This is a genomic window from Sphingomonas sp. 35-24ZXX (genome assembly GCF_000786215.1).
Taxonomy (GTDB): Bacteria; Pseudomonadota; Alphaproteobacteria; order Sphingomonadales; family Sphingomonadaceae; genus Blastomonas.
Genome location: NZ_JROG01000001.1, coordinates 277,411 through 293,914 on the forward strand (window position 1 = coordinate 277,411; position 16,504 = coordinate 293,914).

Annotated in this window: 16 protein-coding genes and 1 pseudogene; 11 read left to right on the plus strand and 6 right to left on the minus strand. The window is 64.9% G+C overall.

The genetic code is table 11. The features are described from left to right. Nucleotides 1–2,073 (minus strand): DEAD/DEAH box helicase, encoded by a 2,073-nt coding sequence (locus LI72_RS01215; RefSeq protein ID WP_033924048.1) that lies wholly within the window; start codon nt 2,071–2,073, stop codon nt 1–3. Nucleotides 2,074–2,086: 13 nt separating this feature from the next. Next, entirely contained in the window at nt 2,087–2,296 is a 210-nt protein-coding gene (locus LI72_RS01220; protein ID WP_033924049.1) for a hypothetical protein, read from the minus strand. 28 nt (nt 2,297–2,324) lie between these two features. Between LI72_RS01220 and LI72_RS01225 the strand changes: the two genes are divergently transcribed. Continuing rightward, nucleotides 2,325–2,711 (plus strand): hypothetical protein, encoded by a 387-nt coding sequence (locus LI72_RS01225; protein WP_156139428.1) that lies wholly within the window; start codon nt 2,325–2,327, stop codon nt 2,709–2,711. Between the two features lie 84 nt (nt 2,712–2,795). Here LI72_RS01225 and LI72_RS01230 read toward each other — a convergent pair whose 3' ends face one another. From LI72_RS01230 to radC, 4 genes and pseudogenes are all read right to left on the minus strand, one after another. After that, nucleotides 2,796–4,355, minus strand: a complete 1,560-nt coding sequence (locus LI72_RS01230) for a methyl-accepting chemotaxis protein (RefSeq protein ID WP_033924050.1) — start codon at nt 4,353–4,355, stop codon at nt 2,796–2,798. Then, nucleotides 4,346–4,720 carry a hypothetical protein gene (locus tag LI72_RS01235; RefSeq protein ID WP_033924051.1) on the minus strand — a complete coding sequence of 125 codons (375 nt, stop codon included), beginning with the start codon at nt 4,718–4,720 and terminating at the stop codon, nt 4,346–4,348. Before LI72_RS01235 ends, LI72_RS01230 begins: the two co-directional genes overlap by 10 nt. A gap of 130 nt (nt 4,721–4,850) precedes the next feature. Further along, nucleotides 4,851–6,038: an NAD(P)/FAD-dependent oxidoreductase gene (locus LI72_RS01240; protein ID WP_033924052.1), complete on the minus strand. Its 1,188-nt coding sequence runs from the start codon at nt 6,036–6,038 to the stop codon at nt 4,851–4,853. Nucleotides 6,039–6,077: 39 nt separating this feature from the next. Beyond that, nucleotides 6,078–6,816: pseudogene (radC, locus tag LI72_RS18690) on the minus strand (RadC family protein). Between the two features lie 104 nt (nt 6,817–6,920). On the opposite strand from radC, the gene LI72_RS01250 reads away from it, so the two are divergent. From LI72_RS01250 to uvrC, 10 genes are all read left to right on the plus strand, one after another. After that, on the plus strand, nt 6,921–10,142 hold the full coding sequence (locus LI72_RS01250) for an intermembrane phospholipid transport protein YdbH family protein (RefSeq protein WP_052129382.1): 3,222 nt from the start codon (nt 6,921–6,923) through the stop codon (nt 10,140–10,142). A 23-nt stretch (nt 10,143–10,165) separates the two neighbouring features. Further along, nucleotides 10,166–10,354 carry a YnbE family lipoprotein gene (locus LI72_RS18820; RefSeq protein ID WP_052129439.1) on the plus strand — a complete coding sequence of 63 codons (189 nt, stop codon included), beginning with the start codon at nt 10,166–10,168 and terminating at the stop codon, nt 10,352–10,354. Beyond that, the gene (locus tag LI72_RS01255) at nt 10,354–10,734 is read left to right on the plus strand and encodes a YdbL family protein (RefSeq protein ID WP_033924053.1); all 381 of its coding nucleotides are present in this window, start codon (nt 10,354–10,356) and stop codon (nt 10,732–10,734) included. Before LI72_RS18820 ends, LI72_RS01255 begins: the two co-directional genes overlap by 1 nt. Before the next feature lie 204 nt (nt 10,735–10,938). After that, complete coding sequence (locus tag LI72_RS01260) at nt 10,939–11,298, plus strand: AtpZ/AtpI family protein (protein ID WP_033924054.1); 360 nt, start codon at nt 10,939–10,941, stop codon at nt 11,296–11,298. Between the two features lie 17 nt (nt 11,299–11,315). Continuing rightward, nucleotides 11,316–12,101 carry a F0F1 ATP synthase subunit A gene (locus LI72_RS01265; RefSeq protein ID WP_033924055.1) on the plus strand — a complete coding sequence of 262 codons (786 nt, stop codon included), beginning with the start codon at nt 11,316–11,318 and terminating at the stop codon, nt 12,099–12,101. 71 nt (nt 12,102–12,172) lie between these two features. Next, complete coding sequence (locus LI72_RS01270; RefSeq protein WP_023839593.1) at nt 12,173–12,400, plus strand: F0F1 ATP synthase subunit C; 228 nt, start codon at nt 12,173–12,175, stop codon at nt 12,398–12,400. Nucleotides 12,401–12,477: 77 nt separating this feature from the next. Beyond that, nucleotides 12,478–12,972: a F0F1 ATP synthase subunit B family protein gene (locus LI72_RS01275; protein WP_033924056.1), complete on the plus strand. Its 495-nt coding sequence runs from the start codon at nt 12,478–12,480 to the stop codon at nt 12,970–12,972. Beyond that, nucleotides 12,965–13,516: a F0F1 ATP synthase subunit B family protein gene (locus LI72_RS01280; protein WP_033924057.1), complete on the plus strand. Its 552-nt coding sequence runs from the start codon at nt 12,965–12,967 to the stop codon at nt 13,514–13,516. Before LI72_RS01275 ends, LI72_RS01280 begins: the two co-directional genes overlap by 8 nt. 94 nt (nt 13,517–13,610) lie before the next feature. Continuing rightward, on the plus strand, nt 13,611–14,489 hold the full coding sequence (locus LI72_RS01285; protein WP_081984560.1) for a glutaminyl-peptide cyclotransferase: 879 nt from the start codon (nt 13,611–13,613) through the stop codon (nt 14,487–14,489). A gap of 70 nt (nt 14,490–14,559) precedes the next feature. After that, nucleotides 14,560–16,503: an excinuclease ABC subunit UvrC gene (uvrC, locus tag LI72_RS01290; protein WP_033924058.1), complete on the plus strand. Its 1,944-nt coding sequence runs from the start codon at nt 14,560–14,562 to the stop codon at nt 16,501–16,503. The last annotated feature ends 1 nt before the right edge of the window (nt 16,504 follow it).

Consider the following 16,504-nt stretch of genomic DNA (forward strand, 5'->3'; position numbering starts at 1 on the left):
TCAGCCCTTGGGGCGTTTCGTGAAAGGTTTGGCACCCGAGCGGCCAGCAAAGCTGGGCTTGCCGCCTTCAGGCCGGGGACGGCTGTCGCCACGCGGCGCGTAGGGCTTGCCACCGCCGGGGCCACCCGCACGCGGACCATCGCTGCGCGGACCATCGGCGCGGGGCCCGCGCGGCTTGTCGGCGAAGGAGGCGCGGTCCGCGTTGGTCTTCTTGTCGCCATAAGGCTTCTTGTCACCGAACGGCTTCTTGTCGCCAAACGCGCGGGGCTCGCCATAGGGCTTGCGGTCACCGGCCGGCTTGCGATCGCCAAAGGGCTTCTTGTCGCCGAACGGCTTCTTCTCGCCGAACGCCTTGGCTTCATAGCGCGGCTTGAGCGGACCTGAGTTGGTCTTGCCCTTCTTTCCCGATCCGCTGCCGTCGCGGCTGTCCGCACGACGCGGCGGGCCCGAACGGCTGTGGCCCTGGGGCGGGCCGTCGGCGCGGGTGATCGACACGCTGCCCTCTTCGCCATCCTCACCGCCCGCGGTGCGCTGCACGGCGTCGGCAAAGCGATCGGCGACGGCGCGCGGGATCTCGAAATGGGTGGCATCGTCGCTGAGCCGGATCGCGCCGATCTCGCTGCGGGTGATGTGGCCACGGCGGCACAGCAGCGGCAGCAGCCAGCGCGGGTCGGCATTCTGGCGGCGACCGATGTTCATCGCGAACCAGACGGTATCCTCGAACCCGGGGCGCGGGCCCATGTCGCGCTGCGGCGGCGAGGCAGCGGCATCGAGCAGTTCTTCGGGCAAAGGCATCTGCGCGCGGTGCGCCTGCACCAGCATGATCGCGATGTCTTCTGCCGTGCGCTCGCCCAGCAGCGTTTCAGCCAGCATGCGGTCCGCTTCGTCCGCCTCGACCGGTGCGCGCAATTTGTCGAGCAGGCGGTCGTGATCGGCGCGGCGGATGTCTTCGGCCGAAGGCGGATTGATCCACTGCGCATTGATATTGGCGCCGCGCAGCATCGATTCGAGGCGGCGACGACGCGGATAGGGCACGATCATCAGCGCCGTACCCTTCTTGCCCGCGCGGCCGGTACGGCCCGAACGGTGCTTGAGGGTGTCCATGTCGCGCGGCAGTTCGACGTGGATGACCAGCGACAGGCTGGGCAGATCGATCCCGCGCGCGGCCACGTCGGTAGCGACGCAGACGCGGGCACGGCGATCGCGCAAGGCCTGCAGGGCGGCGTTACGCTCGTTCTGGCTGTGCTCACCCGACAGAGCGACGGCAGAAAAGCCGCGCTCGATCAGGCTGGCGTGAAGGTGGCGGACGTTGTCGCGCGTGGCGCAGAACAGCATCGCGGTTTCTGCTTCGTGCAGACGCAGCAGATTGACGACCGCATTTTCAATATCGGCTGGGGCAACCGTCACCGCGAGATATTCGATATCGCCATGGCCGCGATCTGCACCGACGGTCGAGATGCGGTGCGCATCGCGCTGGTATCGCTTGGCCAGCGCGACGATCGGCTGAGGCATGGTCGCGGAAAACAGCATGGTGCGACGACCATCGGGGGTCGCATCGAGGATTTCCTCGAGGTCTTCGCGAAAGCCCATGTCGAGCATCTCGTCGGCTTCGTCGAGCACGGCAACCTTGAGGCCGGACAGGTCGAGCGCGCCCCGTTCGAGATGGTCGCGCAGGCGTCCCGGCGTGCCAACCACGATCTGTGCGCCCTGCGACAGCGCGCGGCGCTCTTTCGAGGCGTCCATGCCGCCGACACAGGTCGCGATGCGCGCGCCAGCCGGACCATAGAGCCAGATGAATTCGCGGCTGACCTGCAGCGCCAGTTCGCGCGTCGGGGCGACGATCAGCGTCTGCGGGGTGTGGCTGGGGGCGATGCGATTGTCCTCGCCGATCAGGTCGCTGGCCATGGCGAGGCCGAACGCGACGGTCTTGCCCGAGCCGGTCTGGGCGGACACGATCAGATCGCGACCTTGCGCGTCTTCGGTAAGCACTGCCTGCTGGACAGGGGTCAGCGTGTCGTAACCATGCGCATCAAGCGCGTCCGACAGAACGGCGGGAACGGAGTCAAAAGGCATCGGGATTTCAATTCTATAGGGATGCGAAGGTTCCGCGATCGTCGGCGAAACCGCGCGCGGTGGAAAACACGGCCACCGCTGCAAGTGTGCGCCCATAGCGGTTATGGCGCTCGGACACAATGACAATCGCTGAAGCGCCTTTGAACCGGTGGTGCGCCATCCGTTGAGTCGAGGTCTGGACGCAGATAAAATCGTCATGCAAGAGGATGCGAAGCCGGGTCATTCGGCAAGGTTCCCTGGGGGAGGTAATGATGAAGAAGCTTAGTGCGTTTGCGTTTGTGATGGCAGCAGCGGGCGCGCTGGCGCTCCCTGGCATGGCTGTCGCCCAGGACGTGGGCGACTGGGTGCTTTCACCCTGGCGCGGAAGCTCGGTCTATTATCCCGGCGTCGTCGAGTCGCGCAGCGGATCGGTGGTGACGATCCGGTTCGACGATGGCAGTGTCGAAACTCGCCAGGGCGATACGGTCCTGCCCTTCGACTGGCAGGCCGGAAGCCGCATCTCCTGCCTTTGGAGCGACGAAAAATGGTATCGCGCCACGATCCGGTCGATCGCCGCAGACGGGTTCACCATGGAAATCCGCTATGACGACGATGGGACGATCGAAAGCACCAATACCGGACGCTGCCGCACACGCTAAGCGCCAGCGCCCTGGCGAGACATCACAGGACCAGCGCATCCCGGGCGACACCCTGTTGCGTGTCGGCCCGGGCCATGCGCCATATCAGGCCGCGCGCGCTATGTAAGGCTGGCTGCCTCGGCCCCTGGCTGGCTGCATCGCGGGCCGACCGACATCCGCACCCAGACGGAACTTGGCGATCTCATCGGCCAACGTCCGCGATTCCTGCGCCAGCGAGCGCGCGGCAGCACTGGTTTCTTCGACCATCGCCGCGTTCTGCTGGGTAATCCCGTCAAGCGCGCCCACGGTCGAGTTGACCTCGCGCAACTTGCCTGCCTGCGCTTCGACGGACTGCGCGATCGTCGTGACGAAATCGCTGATCTGCAGGATCCGCGAGGTGATCCGCTCCAGCGTCTCGCTGGTTTCCGCGACGACCTGAACGCCCAGCGCAATCTGGGTGTTGGAAGCGCCAATCTTGGCCTTGATGTCCTGAGCGGCTTCGGCCGACCGCTGCGCCAGCGCGCGCACTTCGGTGGCGACCACGGCAAATCCCTTGCCGGCTTCGCCGACACGCGCCGCTTCGACCCCGGCATTGAGCGCCAGCAGATTGGTCTGGAACGAAAGCCCGTCGATCACCGCGATGATCTGATCGATTTCCATCCCGGCATGTTCGATATTGTCCATCGCCACCCGCGCGCGCTCGACCACTTCGGACGAGCTCTGCGCCTCGCCTTGCGCGGCCTGCAGCACCTGCCGGGCTTCGGTAGCGTGCTGGGCGGTGCCCGACACGCTGTCGGTGATTTCGCGGATGCTGGCGACCGTATCGTGCAGCGTTGCGCTCTGTCGTTCGGTCCGGTCCGCCATATCGTGCGCGGCATGGCTGACATCGCCAGCGCTTTCATCGATGCTGGTCGCAGCGCCGGAGATCTTGCCCAGTGCCTGCCGCATGCCTTCGAGCGCCAGATGATAATCGGTGCGCAGCTTTTCGTAATCCGTCGGGAAGGTCTCGTCGATCCGCCGGGTCAGGTCGTTACGGGCCATCGCGTTCAGGCCTTCGCCTAGCGCGCCGATGACAAGCGCCTGCTCGGCGGCGATGGCGTTGCGCACGGCGGCCGCTTCCTGTTCCAGCCGGTCCGCTTCGCGCCGGGCTGCGGCCTGACGTTCGATCATCTGTTCCAGCTGCAATGAGACCTGGATCAGCACGCCAGCTTCGACCAGCACGATCACCGCGTGCAGCAACACCCGCGGCAGATCAGCGCCATCGGGGAAGACCCAGGCGGGCATGATGAAATTCGTGCCCAGATGGTGCACCGCGATTACCGCGGTGCCGGCGACGATCGGTCGCCAGTCGCACATGACCACCAGCGTCGCCAGCAGGGCAAAGAACATCATGTGGATGTCCATCTGCAGATTCGTCCCCGCGGCCTGATACAGCAGGATCGCGGGATAGACCGGCATCGTGACGCCCAGCAGGATACGCCCTGTCGACTGAATGTTGCTCGATCGGGCGATCAGCGTCGGAAGCAGGGTGATGGCGACAGCGATGGCGACGGGGGTCCAACCCGCCGCGCCATAGATGCTCACGCCTGCGATGATCGCAACGCAGAGCCAGGCGATGATGACGAGCGCAAACACGCCGTTCTTGCGGATACCGGTCAGTTCCATGAGGTTTGTTTCTTCCCTTGGGTTCCTGCAATCTTCCCGCAAAAGATTTCAGGCGCCTTGATTAACAGACTTGAATGTTGCCATGCGCTGGCCGCGAGGAGGTCGCGCCGCGCGTAGACGAGTATCGATCCTGGCAGCGGCCCCTGGCCCAGAAAGGCCGCCCCCTTGGGCAAGGCCCAGCCCATCGTCTGACCGACCGCCGCAGGGCCCAGCGGAATGACCATCATCGGTCCTTCGCGCGGGGGTGCCAGGGTCATCGCAACAATAGCCGCCACAACCATCGCGATCTGCGTATACAGCGCAATCGTCAGCGCCCGCGTGGAGCGATCAGCCTGGATGTCGCCGGAGGGTATGGACACTTGCATGTTCTGCAATATCCAATCGACAAGTAAATATTCGCTTATTTTTGGGGCTAATTCTGCCTAACAGCCCATTTATAATGGCTGCAAACCTTTGTAGGCATGATGATTACCGACAGATGGGCGTTCGATAACGCTAAATTGCGGTGCCCGCAGCATGGCCACTCGCCCATGCCCATTGGAAGTTGTAGCCGCCCAGCCACCCAGTGACATCTGCCGCTTCACCGATAACATAAAGGCCGGGAACTTTGCGGGCCTCCATCGTCTGCGATGAAAGTCCGTCGGTGCTGATGCCGCCGGCTGTCACTTCGGCCTTGGCATAGCCTTCGGTGCCGTTGGGGTGGAAGACCCAGGCTTTCAGCTGCTGCTCTGCGGCGGAGAGAAGGCGGTCGGCACAATCTGCGAGGCGGCTGTCCTGGCCGATGCGCTCGCTCAATGTGGCTGCAAGCCTGTCGGGCAGCATCGCGGCCAGCGTGCTGCGCAGCGTCGCGCGGGGCTGTGCGCGCTTGGCAGCCGTCAGCCAGCCTTGGGGAACATCGGGCAGAAAGTCGATCGCCACCGGGTCGCCATGCCGCCAATAGCTCGACACCTGCAGGATGGCAGGGCCCGACAGCCCCTTGTGCGTGAACAGCGCCGCTTCCCGGAACATGGTCTTGCCCGCCCGGGCCACCACGTCGGTGGCGACACCGGAGAGCGACCGGAACAGGGTTTCATCGCCACCCAGCGTCAGCGGGACAAGCGCGGGGCGCGGTTCCACGACCTTGAGGCCGAACTGCCGCGCCAGATCATAGGCAAAGCCGGTGGCGCCCATCTTGGGGATGGAAGGCCCGCCGGTCGCGATCACCAGGGCCGGGGCCGCAGCCTCGCGATTGCCGATCGCGACGTGGTACATCCCGTCAGTGTGGCGGACCGTGCCGATCGGATGGCCGAGCGATATCTCGACCGCGCCCTTGTTGCATTCGGCCAGAAGCATCGCGACGATCTGCTTGGCCGAGCCATCGCAGAACAGCTGCCCCAGAGTCTTTTCGTGCCATGCAATGCCATGGGCATCGACCAGATCGATGAAATCTTGCGGGCTGTACCGGCCGAGCGCGGATTTGGGGAAATGCGGATTGGCGCTGATGTAGCGGTCCGGCTGGGTGTGGATGTTGGTGAAATTGCACCGCCCGCCGCCCGAGATCAGGATCTTCTTGCCCGGCGCATCGGCATGATCGACCAGCAGCACCTTGCGCCCGCGTTGCCCCGCGATGCCTGCGCAGAACAGGCCTGCCGCGCCGGCGCCCAGAATGATCGCGTCATAGGAGGAGGGGGCAGGGGAAGGCATTGGCCGACGCTATGACGCGCAGGCCACGCTTAGTCGAGGTCAAATCAGCCCCATCGAGCGCATGCTCGAATGCCCGTCCAGCCCGATGATGATGTGATCGTGCACGGCGATGCCCAGTCGCTTGCCCGCCTCGATGATCTCGCGGGTGATCTGGATGTCCTGCTTGCTGGGCTGCGGGTTGCCGCTGGGGTGGTTGTGCACCAGGATCAGCGACGTCGCGCCCAGATCGAGCGCGCGCTTGATCACCTGGCGGGTGTAGATCGCCGCCTGGTCGACCGAACCTTCGGACATGTTGTCGTCGCTGATCAGCATGTTCTTGGCGTTGAGATACAGCACGCGGACCCGTTCGCGGGTGAGGTGCGCCATGTCGAGCCGCAGGTAGTCGAGCAGTGCCTGCCAGCTCGACAGGATCGGCTGGCGGTGCACCGGCTCGCTGACCAGCCGGCGCGCGGCGACCTGCACGATCTTGAGTGCCGCCGCGCTGGTTTCGCCCATGCCGGGCACCGCACGCAGCGAATCGCCGTCGGCGGTCAGCACGGCTGCCAGCGATCCGAAATGGTCGATCAGATGCTTGGCCAGCTGCTTTGTGTCGCGGCGCGGTATTGCGAGCGCCAGCAGATATTCAACAATTTCATGATCATGCAGCCCGGTTCCGTCCGTGTTCAGCAAAACGCTGCCTAAGCCGGGCGCGGTGGCCCGCACCGTGATGACCGCCCGCCGGGGCGTCGGGCAGCTCGGCATCGGCCAATAGCGGCAGCACAGGCGAGGAAGAGGGCATGGTTTGAAGTTAATCTCTCGCCCGGACGCGGGCAAACGCTTTGTCGGAACCACTGATATCGCGCGCCGTTGCAACCAGCCGCGTTGCAGCGCATTCAGGTGACGATGAGCGACCCCGATACAGACGCTGAGGCGATCCCGCCCGAACGGCAGGTGCGGGCATGGCAGCGCATGGCCTGGCCGCTGCGCGCGGTGCTTTATGGTCTGGCCGTGCTCGGGCTGGTGGGTCTGATCGCATGGACCCAGCGCGAGGATATTGCGCGCAACTTCATCGGCAACGCGCTGGAGAGCAGGGGGATCCAGGCGCGCTATGACATCGAATCGATCGGCGTCGGCCGGCAGACGGTGCGCAATCTGGTGCTGGGCGATCCGGCGCGGCCCGATGCGACGATCGACCGGTTGAGCCTCGATATCAGCGGCGGGCTGTTCGGGCTCAGCATTGATCGCGTCATCGTCGAAGGGCTTCGCGGCTATGGCAGGCTGGAGAATGGCCGGGTCAGCTTCGGCACGCTGGACAAGATCCTGTACACCGACAGCCAGGAGCCATTCAGTCTGCCCAGGCTGGATCTGACGCTGCGCGACGCGCGGCTGCGGATCGAAAGCCCCTATGGCACCCTGGGGGTCAAGGCGGCAGGCAGCGGCAATCTGCGTGGCGGCTTCGAAGGCTCGCTGGCCGCCATCGGCGCGCGGATGGCCTATCAGGGCTGCACCATCGACCGGCCCAGCCTGTTCGGCACGATCCGCATCGCAGGCCAGCGCCCGACCTTCAGGGGGCCGGTACGTTTTGCCGGCCTGGCCTGCGAAACCGGTGGCGTCGCGATCGGCCCATCGTCGCTGGCGCTGCGCGCAGGCGCGAACGTGGCGCTGGACCGGATCGAGGGCACGATCGTGCCCGCCAGCGGTGCCATTCGTGCAGGCGCATTCGCTTCCGATGGGCTGACAGGGCAGCTGGGCTTTGCCTATGCCGCGCAGCAGATCGACGCGACGATCAATCTGGCGCTGGCTGATGCCGGCGGAACAGGCATCGGTTTCGATCGGTTCGCGGCCAGCGGCAAGGGCGTGCTGCGGCTTGCCGGCCCCGAGCCCGGTTACAGCTTCGAAGGCGATGTCCGCGGCGAGCGTTTGGCGGTTGACCGGCAGCGGCTGGGTGCGCTGGACCGCGCGGTCGACGCCAGCGCGGGGCTGCCGATTGGCCCGTTGGTTGCCCGCATGGCCGCTGCCGCCCGCCGCGCTCTGCCAGGCTCGGACCTGGCGATGGCGGTCAACGCGCGCGGCAGCGACCGGGCACTGGCTGTCGATATACCGCGTCTGTCACTCACAGGGGCGAAGGGGGAGCAGCTGCTCGGCGGCAACAGCCTGACCCTGCGCCAGGCGGATGGCGCGCTGCAGCTGGCCGGAAACATCGCCACCGGGGGCGCGGGCCTGCCCGTGGCGCAATTGCGCATCGTGCCGCGCGGGCAAGGGGCCTATGCTCTGCGGCTGGCGATGGAGGAGTATCGCGCCGGCGGTGCCTCGCTCGCGCTGCCCCAGCTCGAAGCGCAGTGGAACGGGCGCGGCGGGCTCGTCTTTACGGGAGCGGCGCGGCTGAGCGGACCGATCCCTGGTGGCAGTGTTCAGGGCCTACTGCTGCCATTGCAGGGGCGGTGGAGCGAAGGCGGCGGCGCGTCGCTGTTTGACCGCTGCCAGACACTGCGGTTCGATCAGCTGCGGCTCTCGACCTTCAGCAGCGCGCGGCAGGCGGTGACATTGTGTCCGCGGCGCGGCGCCCCGATGATCCGCTCGGGCCCGCGCGGGCTGGTGATGGCAGCAAATCTCGCCTCGGCAACGCAACTGCGCGGCAGAATCGGTGGATCGGACATGCAGCTGGCGATCGGCGCGATGCAGCTCGACTTCCCCGGCTCGGCGAGGCTTTCCGATGTCGATCTGCTGATCGGTGCCGCGCAAGCGGGCACGCATATCAAGGCCGGCGAATTCAGCATCGATCTGGGTCGCGTGCTGGGTGGCCGCTATGCCGAGGCGGAAGCGACCATCGGCGCGGTGCCACTGCTTCTCACGCGCGGCAGCGGCAGCTGGAGCTTTGTGGATTCGGTTCTGGGAGTTGCTGGCGACGAATGGCTGCTGCGCGACCGCCAGGTCCCCGCGCGCTTCCAACCGCTGGTGACGGACGACATGCGGCTGACCCTGGCCGATGGCCAGATCGCGGTCAGCGGGACGCTGGACGAGCCGCAGACACAGCGCCAGGTGCTGCGCGTGGGCATCGCGCACGATCTAGCTGCGGTGACGGGGCACGCCGACCTGTTCGTCGATGCCATGACCTTTGACGATCAGCTCCAGCCCGAGATGATCAGCAACATCGCGCTGGGCATCATCGCCAACACCCGCGGCACGGTGTCGGGCACGGGGCGAATCGACTGGACCGCCGCGGGGGTTGCATCGAGCACCGGACGCTTCCGCACCGATTCGCTCGATTTTGCGGCGGCCTTCGGTCCGGTGACCGGGCTGTCGGGCGATATCGCATTCACCGACCTGCTGGGCCTGGAAACCGGGCCGGGGCAGCTGGTGCGGCTGGCAGAGGTCAATCCGGGCTTTGCGGTCTACAGCGGGGCGATTCGCTATCAGCTGCTCCCGAATTTCCGCATGCAGGTCGAGGGCGGGGAATGGCCGTTTGCCGGGGGCAGGCTGCTGCTTGACCCGGGCACCATCGACCTGGTGAGCGAAGAACCGCGGCGTCTGGTATTCCGGGTCGACCGCGTCGATGCGGCGCAGTTCCTGTCCGGCTTCGACTTCGAGAATATCAACGCCACCGGCCATTTCGCCGGGGTCATTCCGATCATCTTCGACAAGGACGGCGGGCATGTCCGCGGCGGCCGGCTCGAGGTGATCGAAGACGGCGGCACGCTCGCCTATGTCGGCGAATTGACCTATGAAGATCTCGGCACGATGGCAAATTTCGCGTTCAACGCCTTGCGATCATTGCGTTATAAATACCTGATCATCGAGATGGATGGAGAGCTGGCCGGCGAGGTTATCACCCGCATCCGGTTCGATGGGCTGAGCCAGGGCGAGGGAGCATCGCGCAATTTCCTCACCCGCCAGGTCGAGAAGCTTCCGCTGCAGTTCAACGTGACGATCAGCGCGCCGTTCCTGCAGCTGATCACCTCGGCGCGGTCGCTGTACGATACGCAATACATCACCGATCCGGGCGTGCTCGGATTGCTGCCCGGGCAGGTCAACAATCCGCGGGCCAATCCTGCCGCAGGACCGGGCGCAGCGACAACACCAGAAAAACCGGGCATTCAGCCCCCAGAAAGCGAGGATCGTCCATGAAGGGGACACACAGGATGGCGATGATGAGAAATCGGGCGAGTGTGATGGTGGCCTTGGCGACCACGATGGCGGCGCTCGGGGGCTGCGTGACGGTGTCGGCACCTGACAAGCCGATCGTCATCAACCTCAACATCAATATCAAACAGGAAGTCGTCTATCGGCTCGATGGCAAGGCCAAAGAGGTGATCGACGAAAATGCGGAGATTTTCTGATGAACAGGGCAGTATTCCACACCGGCATGGCAGCGTTTCTGGCGCTCGGCCTCGCCATGCCCGCCATGGCACAGCGCGATCCGGCCTACGAGGCCGCGCGCGAAAACGGATCGATCGGCGAGAAGCCCGATGGCTATCTGGGCATCGTCAGCGGGGGCGACGGCCAGCTGCAGAAGATGGTCAGCGACATCAATCTGAAGCGCAAGCAGGTCTATACCGACCGTGCCTCGGCCGAAGGTTCGACCGTCGAGCAATTTGCCTTTACCGCCGGGTGCAACACCATTTCGCGCACAAAGCCGGGCGAAAAATACCAGGCGCCTGACGGCAGCTGGAAGACTCGGGATGGCAGCCCGCCGGTGCGTGACGCGCGCTGCCCATGACCGCAACCATGCCCTGAACGGCGATCAAGCCCGGATTTTGCGCGAAATCCGGGCTTTTTTGCGCTTGTTCCCGCAGCGCAGCATGGCCATTGACTTGCAACCCAGCCCTTTCTAAACGGGCCGCGCCTTGGCGGGTCCACTCGTCGCTGGTGGCTTGCTTTTTGGATATCCTACCCTCAGGGGCGATAACAGGGAGTAAAGCACATGGCGGAGAATGAACCCGGGCAAGACCCTGTCGGCGGCGACGCGCGGATCGATCACATTGGTGATCGCTTGCGCGATATCACGCAGCGGGAGCAGGCCGAAGCGAGCGGCAAGGGTGGCGCAGTCGATGCGAATTATCGATTGGGCAACCGGGTGCTCGCCGATCTGCTGGGGGGGATTGCTGGTGGTTTGCTGTTCGGCTGGCTGTTTGATCGCTGGCTGGGCACATCGCCCTGGCTCCTGATCGCGTTCCTCACACTGGGGATCATCGTGGCGTTCAGGAACATCATCCGGGTTTCCAACGCGTATTCGGCGGGGCTGAAAAATCAGCAGTCTCCGCAGGATAAGTCTGAAGATTGATACGAAGAGGTAAGGTTGTGGCAGCCGAGTCAGGCAAAATCGACCCGATGCACCAGTTCGAAATCGCGCCCGTCATTCCGGGTGGTTTCGAGATTGCTGGCCAGTCCATCGCCTTCACCAACAGCGCCCTGTGGATGCTGTTGACGCTGGTGGCACTGTGGGTGTTCATGCAGGGCGGGATGAAGCGTGAGCTGGTGCCTGGTCGCTGGCAGCTGATGGTCGAGAGCTTTACCGGCTTCATCGACGACATGCTGACGGCCAATATCGGCGCAGAAGGCCGCAAGTATGCGCCTTACGTGTTCTCGCTGTTCATGTTCATCCTGTTCGCCAACATCCTGGGCCTGCTGCCCATCGGCGTTGTGGGCGGACACCCGTTCACCGTGACCAGCCATCTGACGATTACCGGCGTGCTCGCCATCGTCAGCTTCGCGATCGTGCTGATCGTCGGTTTCAGCCGTCACGGCTTCCACTTCTTCTCGCTGTTCGTGCCGCACGGCACGCCGCTGCCGATGATTCCGTTCATTTTCCTGGTCGAACTGCTGTCCTTCCTGGTCCGCCCGTTCAGCCTGGGACTGCGACTGTTCGTTGCCATGACCGCAGGGCACATCCTGCTCAAGGTGCTGGCCGGGTTCGTGATCAACTCGACCAATGCCGGCATCGGCTATGGCTTGATGGTCGGACTTCCCAGCCTGACCCTGATGGTCGGCATCAGCGCTCTCGAAATCCTGGTCGCGGTCGTGCAGGCCTATGTGTTTGCACTGCTCACCTCGCTCTACATCAATGACGCGGTAAACCTGCACTGAGCGGGTCACCGGGCCTCACTTTTTTCGCTCTCAATCTTTCCATCCAATCGAGTTTCTTAAGGAGTATTACAATGGACGCAGAAGCTGCAAAACTGGTCGGTGCTGGCCTGGCTGCAATCGGTGCCGGCATGGCCGCCATCGGCGTGGGTAACGTGTTCGGTTCGTTCCTGGAAAGCGCACTGCGCAACCCGGCAGCTGCCGATGGCCAGCAGGGCCGCCTCTTCATCGGCTTCGCCGCTGCCGAACTTCTCGGTCTGCTGGCGTTCGTCGTGGCGATGATCCTGATCTTCGTTGCCTGATGTTTCGCGAACGCGGGGTCGGCCAGCCGCCGATCCCGCTTCGCACCCCCAGATTCTGATCCACGGATAGCTTTGATATGCCCCAGATTGACCAGATCATGTCCACCTACGGGTCCCAGTTCTTTTGGCTGGTGATCACGTTCGGGCTGATTTATTTTGTAATCGGGCGTTCGATGCTGCCGAAGATCCAGGGCACGGTCGATCAGCGCAAGGCGAAAGTCGCCGGTGATCTGGCCGCTGCCCGCGCTGCGCATGCCCGGGCCGACGAGATCGAGGAAGAATATCGCCTCGCCCACGCCAAGGCCCGTGATGCGGCTCTCGCCGTGACTGCGGAAGCCAAGGCCAAGGGCGCGCGTGAAGCCGAAGTCAAGGTGCGCGAAGCCGATGTCGGCATCGCCTCGCACCTGGCCGATGCCGAAGCGGCGATCGCGGCGCAGCAGGCAGCGGCGCTGACCGAAATCGAAGCCGTCGCGGTGGAAGCCGCGCAGGACATCATTGCCCGGCTCACCCCGGCAAAGATCACCAAGCCGCAGGTCAACCGTGCGGTCAAGGGAGCGCTGACCGATGCTTGATCTCGTCATTCTCGCATCCGAAGCGGGCGAACATGCCGATCCGTCGGTGGGTGGCGTCCATCTGCTGAACGCGACCTTCTTCGTGTCCGCGGCGATGCTGATCCTGATCGGCATCATCCTCTACAAGAAGGTGCCTGCGCTGGTCGGAGCCTCGCTCGATCGCAAGATCGCCAGCATCAAGGCCGAACTCGACGAGGCCCAGGCGCTGCGTGCCGATGCGGAGCGTCTGCGCGGCGAATATGAGGCCAAGCTGGCCGCAGCCACGCAGGAAGCCGCCGACATGAACGCGCGCGCCGAGGCCGAAGCCGAAGCGGTGCTCGCCAAGGCCCGTACCGACGCAGAGAGCCTGATCGCCCGCCGCCAGAAGATGGCGACCGACAAGATCGCGGCCGCCGAGCGCGCTGCCATCGCCGAAATCCGCAGCAAGGTCGCCCGCGCTGCTACCGGCGCGGCTGCTGCGCTGATCGCCGAAAACCACACCGCAGACGCCGACAAGGCGCTGGTCGACCACACCGTCGCCGAACTCGGCACGCGGCTGAACTGACCTCCGGTCGATCGCCGCGCGACCGAAACGGCGCGCGGCTTTCCACCATCGCCTGTACAGCGTGACCATTCCGGGGCATGAAACCCCGATGAAGATGGTGCTCACTATTTTGGTAGCTGGCGGCGCGGTCGCGGCCTCGCTCGCCCCGCCCGATGCGCCGCTGCTGGCTGCGATGTCTGCCGGGAGCCCGGCCGTATCCGCCGCGGCCGACGATCTGCACTTTCACATCGCCGCCTGCTATCCGCACGACCCGGAGGCCTTTACGCAGGGGCTGATCTATCGCCGCGGCGAGTTCTACGAGAGCACTGGCCTCGTCGGGCAGTCTTCGATCCGTCGTGTCCGCATCGCCGACGGAAAGGTGATGCAGTCTGCGAAGGTCGAGCCGCCCCATTTCGGCGAGGGCATGACCGACTGGAAATCGGATGTCATCAGCATCACGTGGCGATCGGGCACTGCCTTTCGCTGGGACCGCAAGTCGCTGATGCTGCGCAAGGTGCAACGCTACGAGGGCGAGGGCTGGGGGCTCACCCAGGATGGCCGCACCCTGATTCTCAGCGATGGCACGGACCGGTTGCGCTTCATCGATCCCGAAAGTTTTGCAGTTCTGCGGACCCTCCCGGTCACCGTCAACGGCAGGCCATTGGCTGCACTCAACGAGCTCGAATGGGTCGAAGGGGCGATTTACGCGAATGTCTGGCAGGCCAGCCAGATCGTCCGGATCGACCCGCAATCCGGCAAGGTGACCGGAATCCTCGACCTCAGCGACCTTGCCGCGGTCGCCTCGCGCGACAACCCCGATGCGGTGTTGAACGGCATTGCGTATGACGCGGCGGGCAAGCGCCTGTTCGTGACCGGCAAGACCTGGCCGCTGGTCTTCGAGCTGCGGCCCGGCAAGCCGTCCGCCAGGACCACGGGATGCGCGCAGTTGCCCGATGCAAAGGTCGTGGGGCGGGTTCTGCCGACAGCACCCTGAGCCGGGCAGCGGCGCATTGCGCACCTTTTGAATTGACGCTGCGCCAACACGCGCCATATCGCCATGGACTATGGCAGGCCGTCCCGCACACCCCAATGACAGCAATCCGCGCGCGCCCGACCGCTTCCTCGAAGAGGCGGCGACCTACAGCGTGCGCGGCGCCGATACGCCGGACCTCGACACCGGCATCGCCGCGATCCGCAACACGCTGAAATCGCTGCCGGCGCGTCCCGGCGTTTACCGGATGATCGATGCGCGCGGCGATGTGCTCTATGTCGGCAAGGCGCGCGCGCTCAAGAACCGGGTGACCAACTACACCCAGGTCGACAAGCTGCCGCGCCGCCTGCAGCGGATGGTGTCGCTGACCCGGTCGATGATGATCGTCACGACCAACAGCGAGGCCGAGGCGCTGCTGCTCGAGGCGCAGCTGATCAAGCGCTATCGCCCGGCGTACAATGTGCTGCTGCGCGACGACAAGAGCTTCCCCTATATCCTGCTGCGCGAGGATCACGACTTTCCGCGCATGTCGAAGTATCGCGGCGCGCAGAAGTACAAGGGCCAGTATTTTGGCCCCTTCGCCAGCGCCGGATCGGTGACCAGCACGCTCAATTCGCTGCAGAAGCTGTTCCTGCTGCGCTCGTGCTCGGACAGCTTCTTCGCCAACCGCTCGCGGCCGTGCCTGCTGTACCAGATCAAGCGCTGCTCTGCCCCGTGCGTCGACCGGATCAGCAAGGCGGATTATGCCGCGCTGGTCGGCGATGCGCGCGCATTTCTTACCGGCAAGTCGACCGACGTGCAGGCGCGGCTGGGCGCAAAGATGGAGGCCGCAGCCGAGGCGCTCGATTTCGAGAGCGCAGCGGCCTATCGCGACCGATTGAAAGCGCTGACCTTCATCCAGGGCAGCCAGGCGGTGAATGCCAATGGCATCGCCGACGCGGATGTGTTCGCCATGGCGAGCCAGGGCGGCACCGTGTGCATCCAGGCGTTCTTCATCCGCGCCGGGCAGAACTGGGGTCATCGCAGCTTCTTCCCCGCGCATGTGCAGGAACTCGACGAGGCCGAGATCCTCACTAGCTTCCTGATGCAATTCTATCAGGACATGCCGCCGCCGCGGCTGATCCTGACCGACCGCACGCCGTTCGAATGCGATCTCGTGGTCGAGGCGCTGTCGGCCAACATGACGCACAAGCTCGAGCTGCTCGTGCCGCAGCGCGGCGAGCGCAAAAGGTTGATTGAGCAGGCGCAGCGCAATGCGCTCGAGGAACTGCAGCGGCGGGTTGCCGAGAGCGCGAGCCAGGCCACGTACCTTGCCGAGATGGCCGATCTGTTTGGGCTCGACGGCCCGCCTGACCGCATCGAGGTTTACGATAACAGCCACATCCAGGGCACCAATGCGCTCGGCGCGATGGTGGTCGCGGGGCCCGAGGGCTTCCGCAAGGCGGCGTATCGCAAGTTCAATATCAAGCGCGCCGAAACCGTGCCGGGCGATGATTATGCGATGATGCGCGAGGTTTTCGAACGTCGCTTCGCCCGCGCACAGAGCGAGGACCCCGACCGCAGCGGCGGCGACTGGCCCGATCTGGTGCTCGTCGATGGCGGCAAGGGCCAGCTCAAGGCTGCGATGGAGGCATTGGCGGTGCTCGGCATCGACGATGTCGCGCTGGTGGGCGTCGCCAAGGGGCCGGACCGCAATGCCGGGCGCGAGACCTTCTTCCTGCCCGATGGCAAGGAGTTCACGCTGCCGACCAACAGCCCGGTGCTGTTTTATCTCCAGCGTCTGCGCGACGAGGCCCACCGCTTCGCCATCGGCGCGCACCGCACCAAGCGCAAGAAGGCGATGACCACCAGCCCGCTCGACGAGGTCCCCGGCATCGGCCCAGCGCGCAAGCGCGCGCTGCTGATGCACTTCGGTACGGCCAAGGCGGTCCGCAGCGCCAGCCTGCAGGATCTGCAGATGGCCCCCGGCGTGTCGAAGGCGATGGCGCAGTTGGTCTATGACTTCTTTCGGGGCTAGC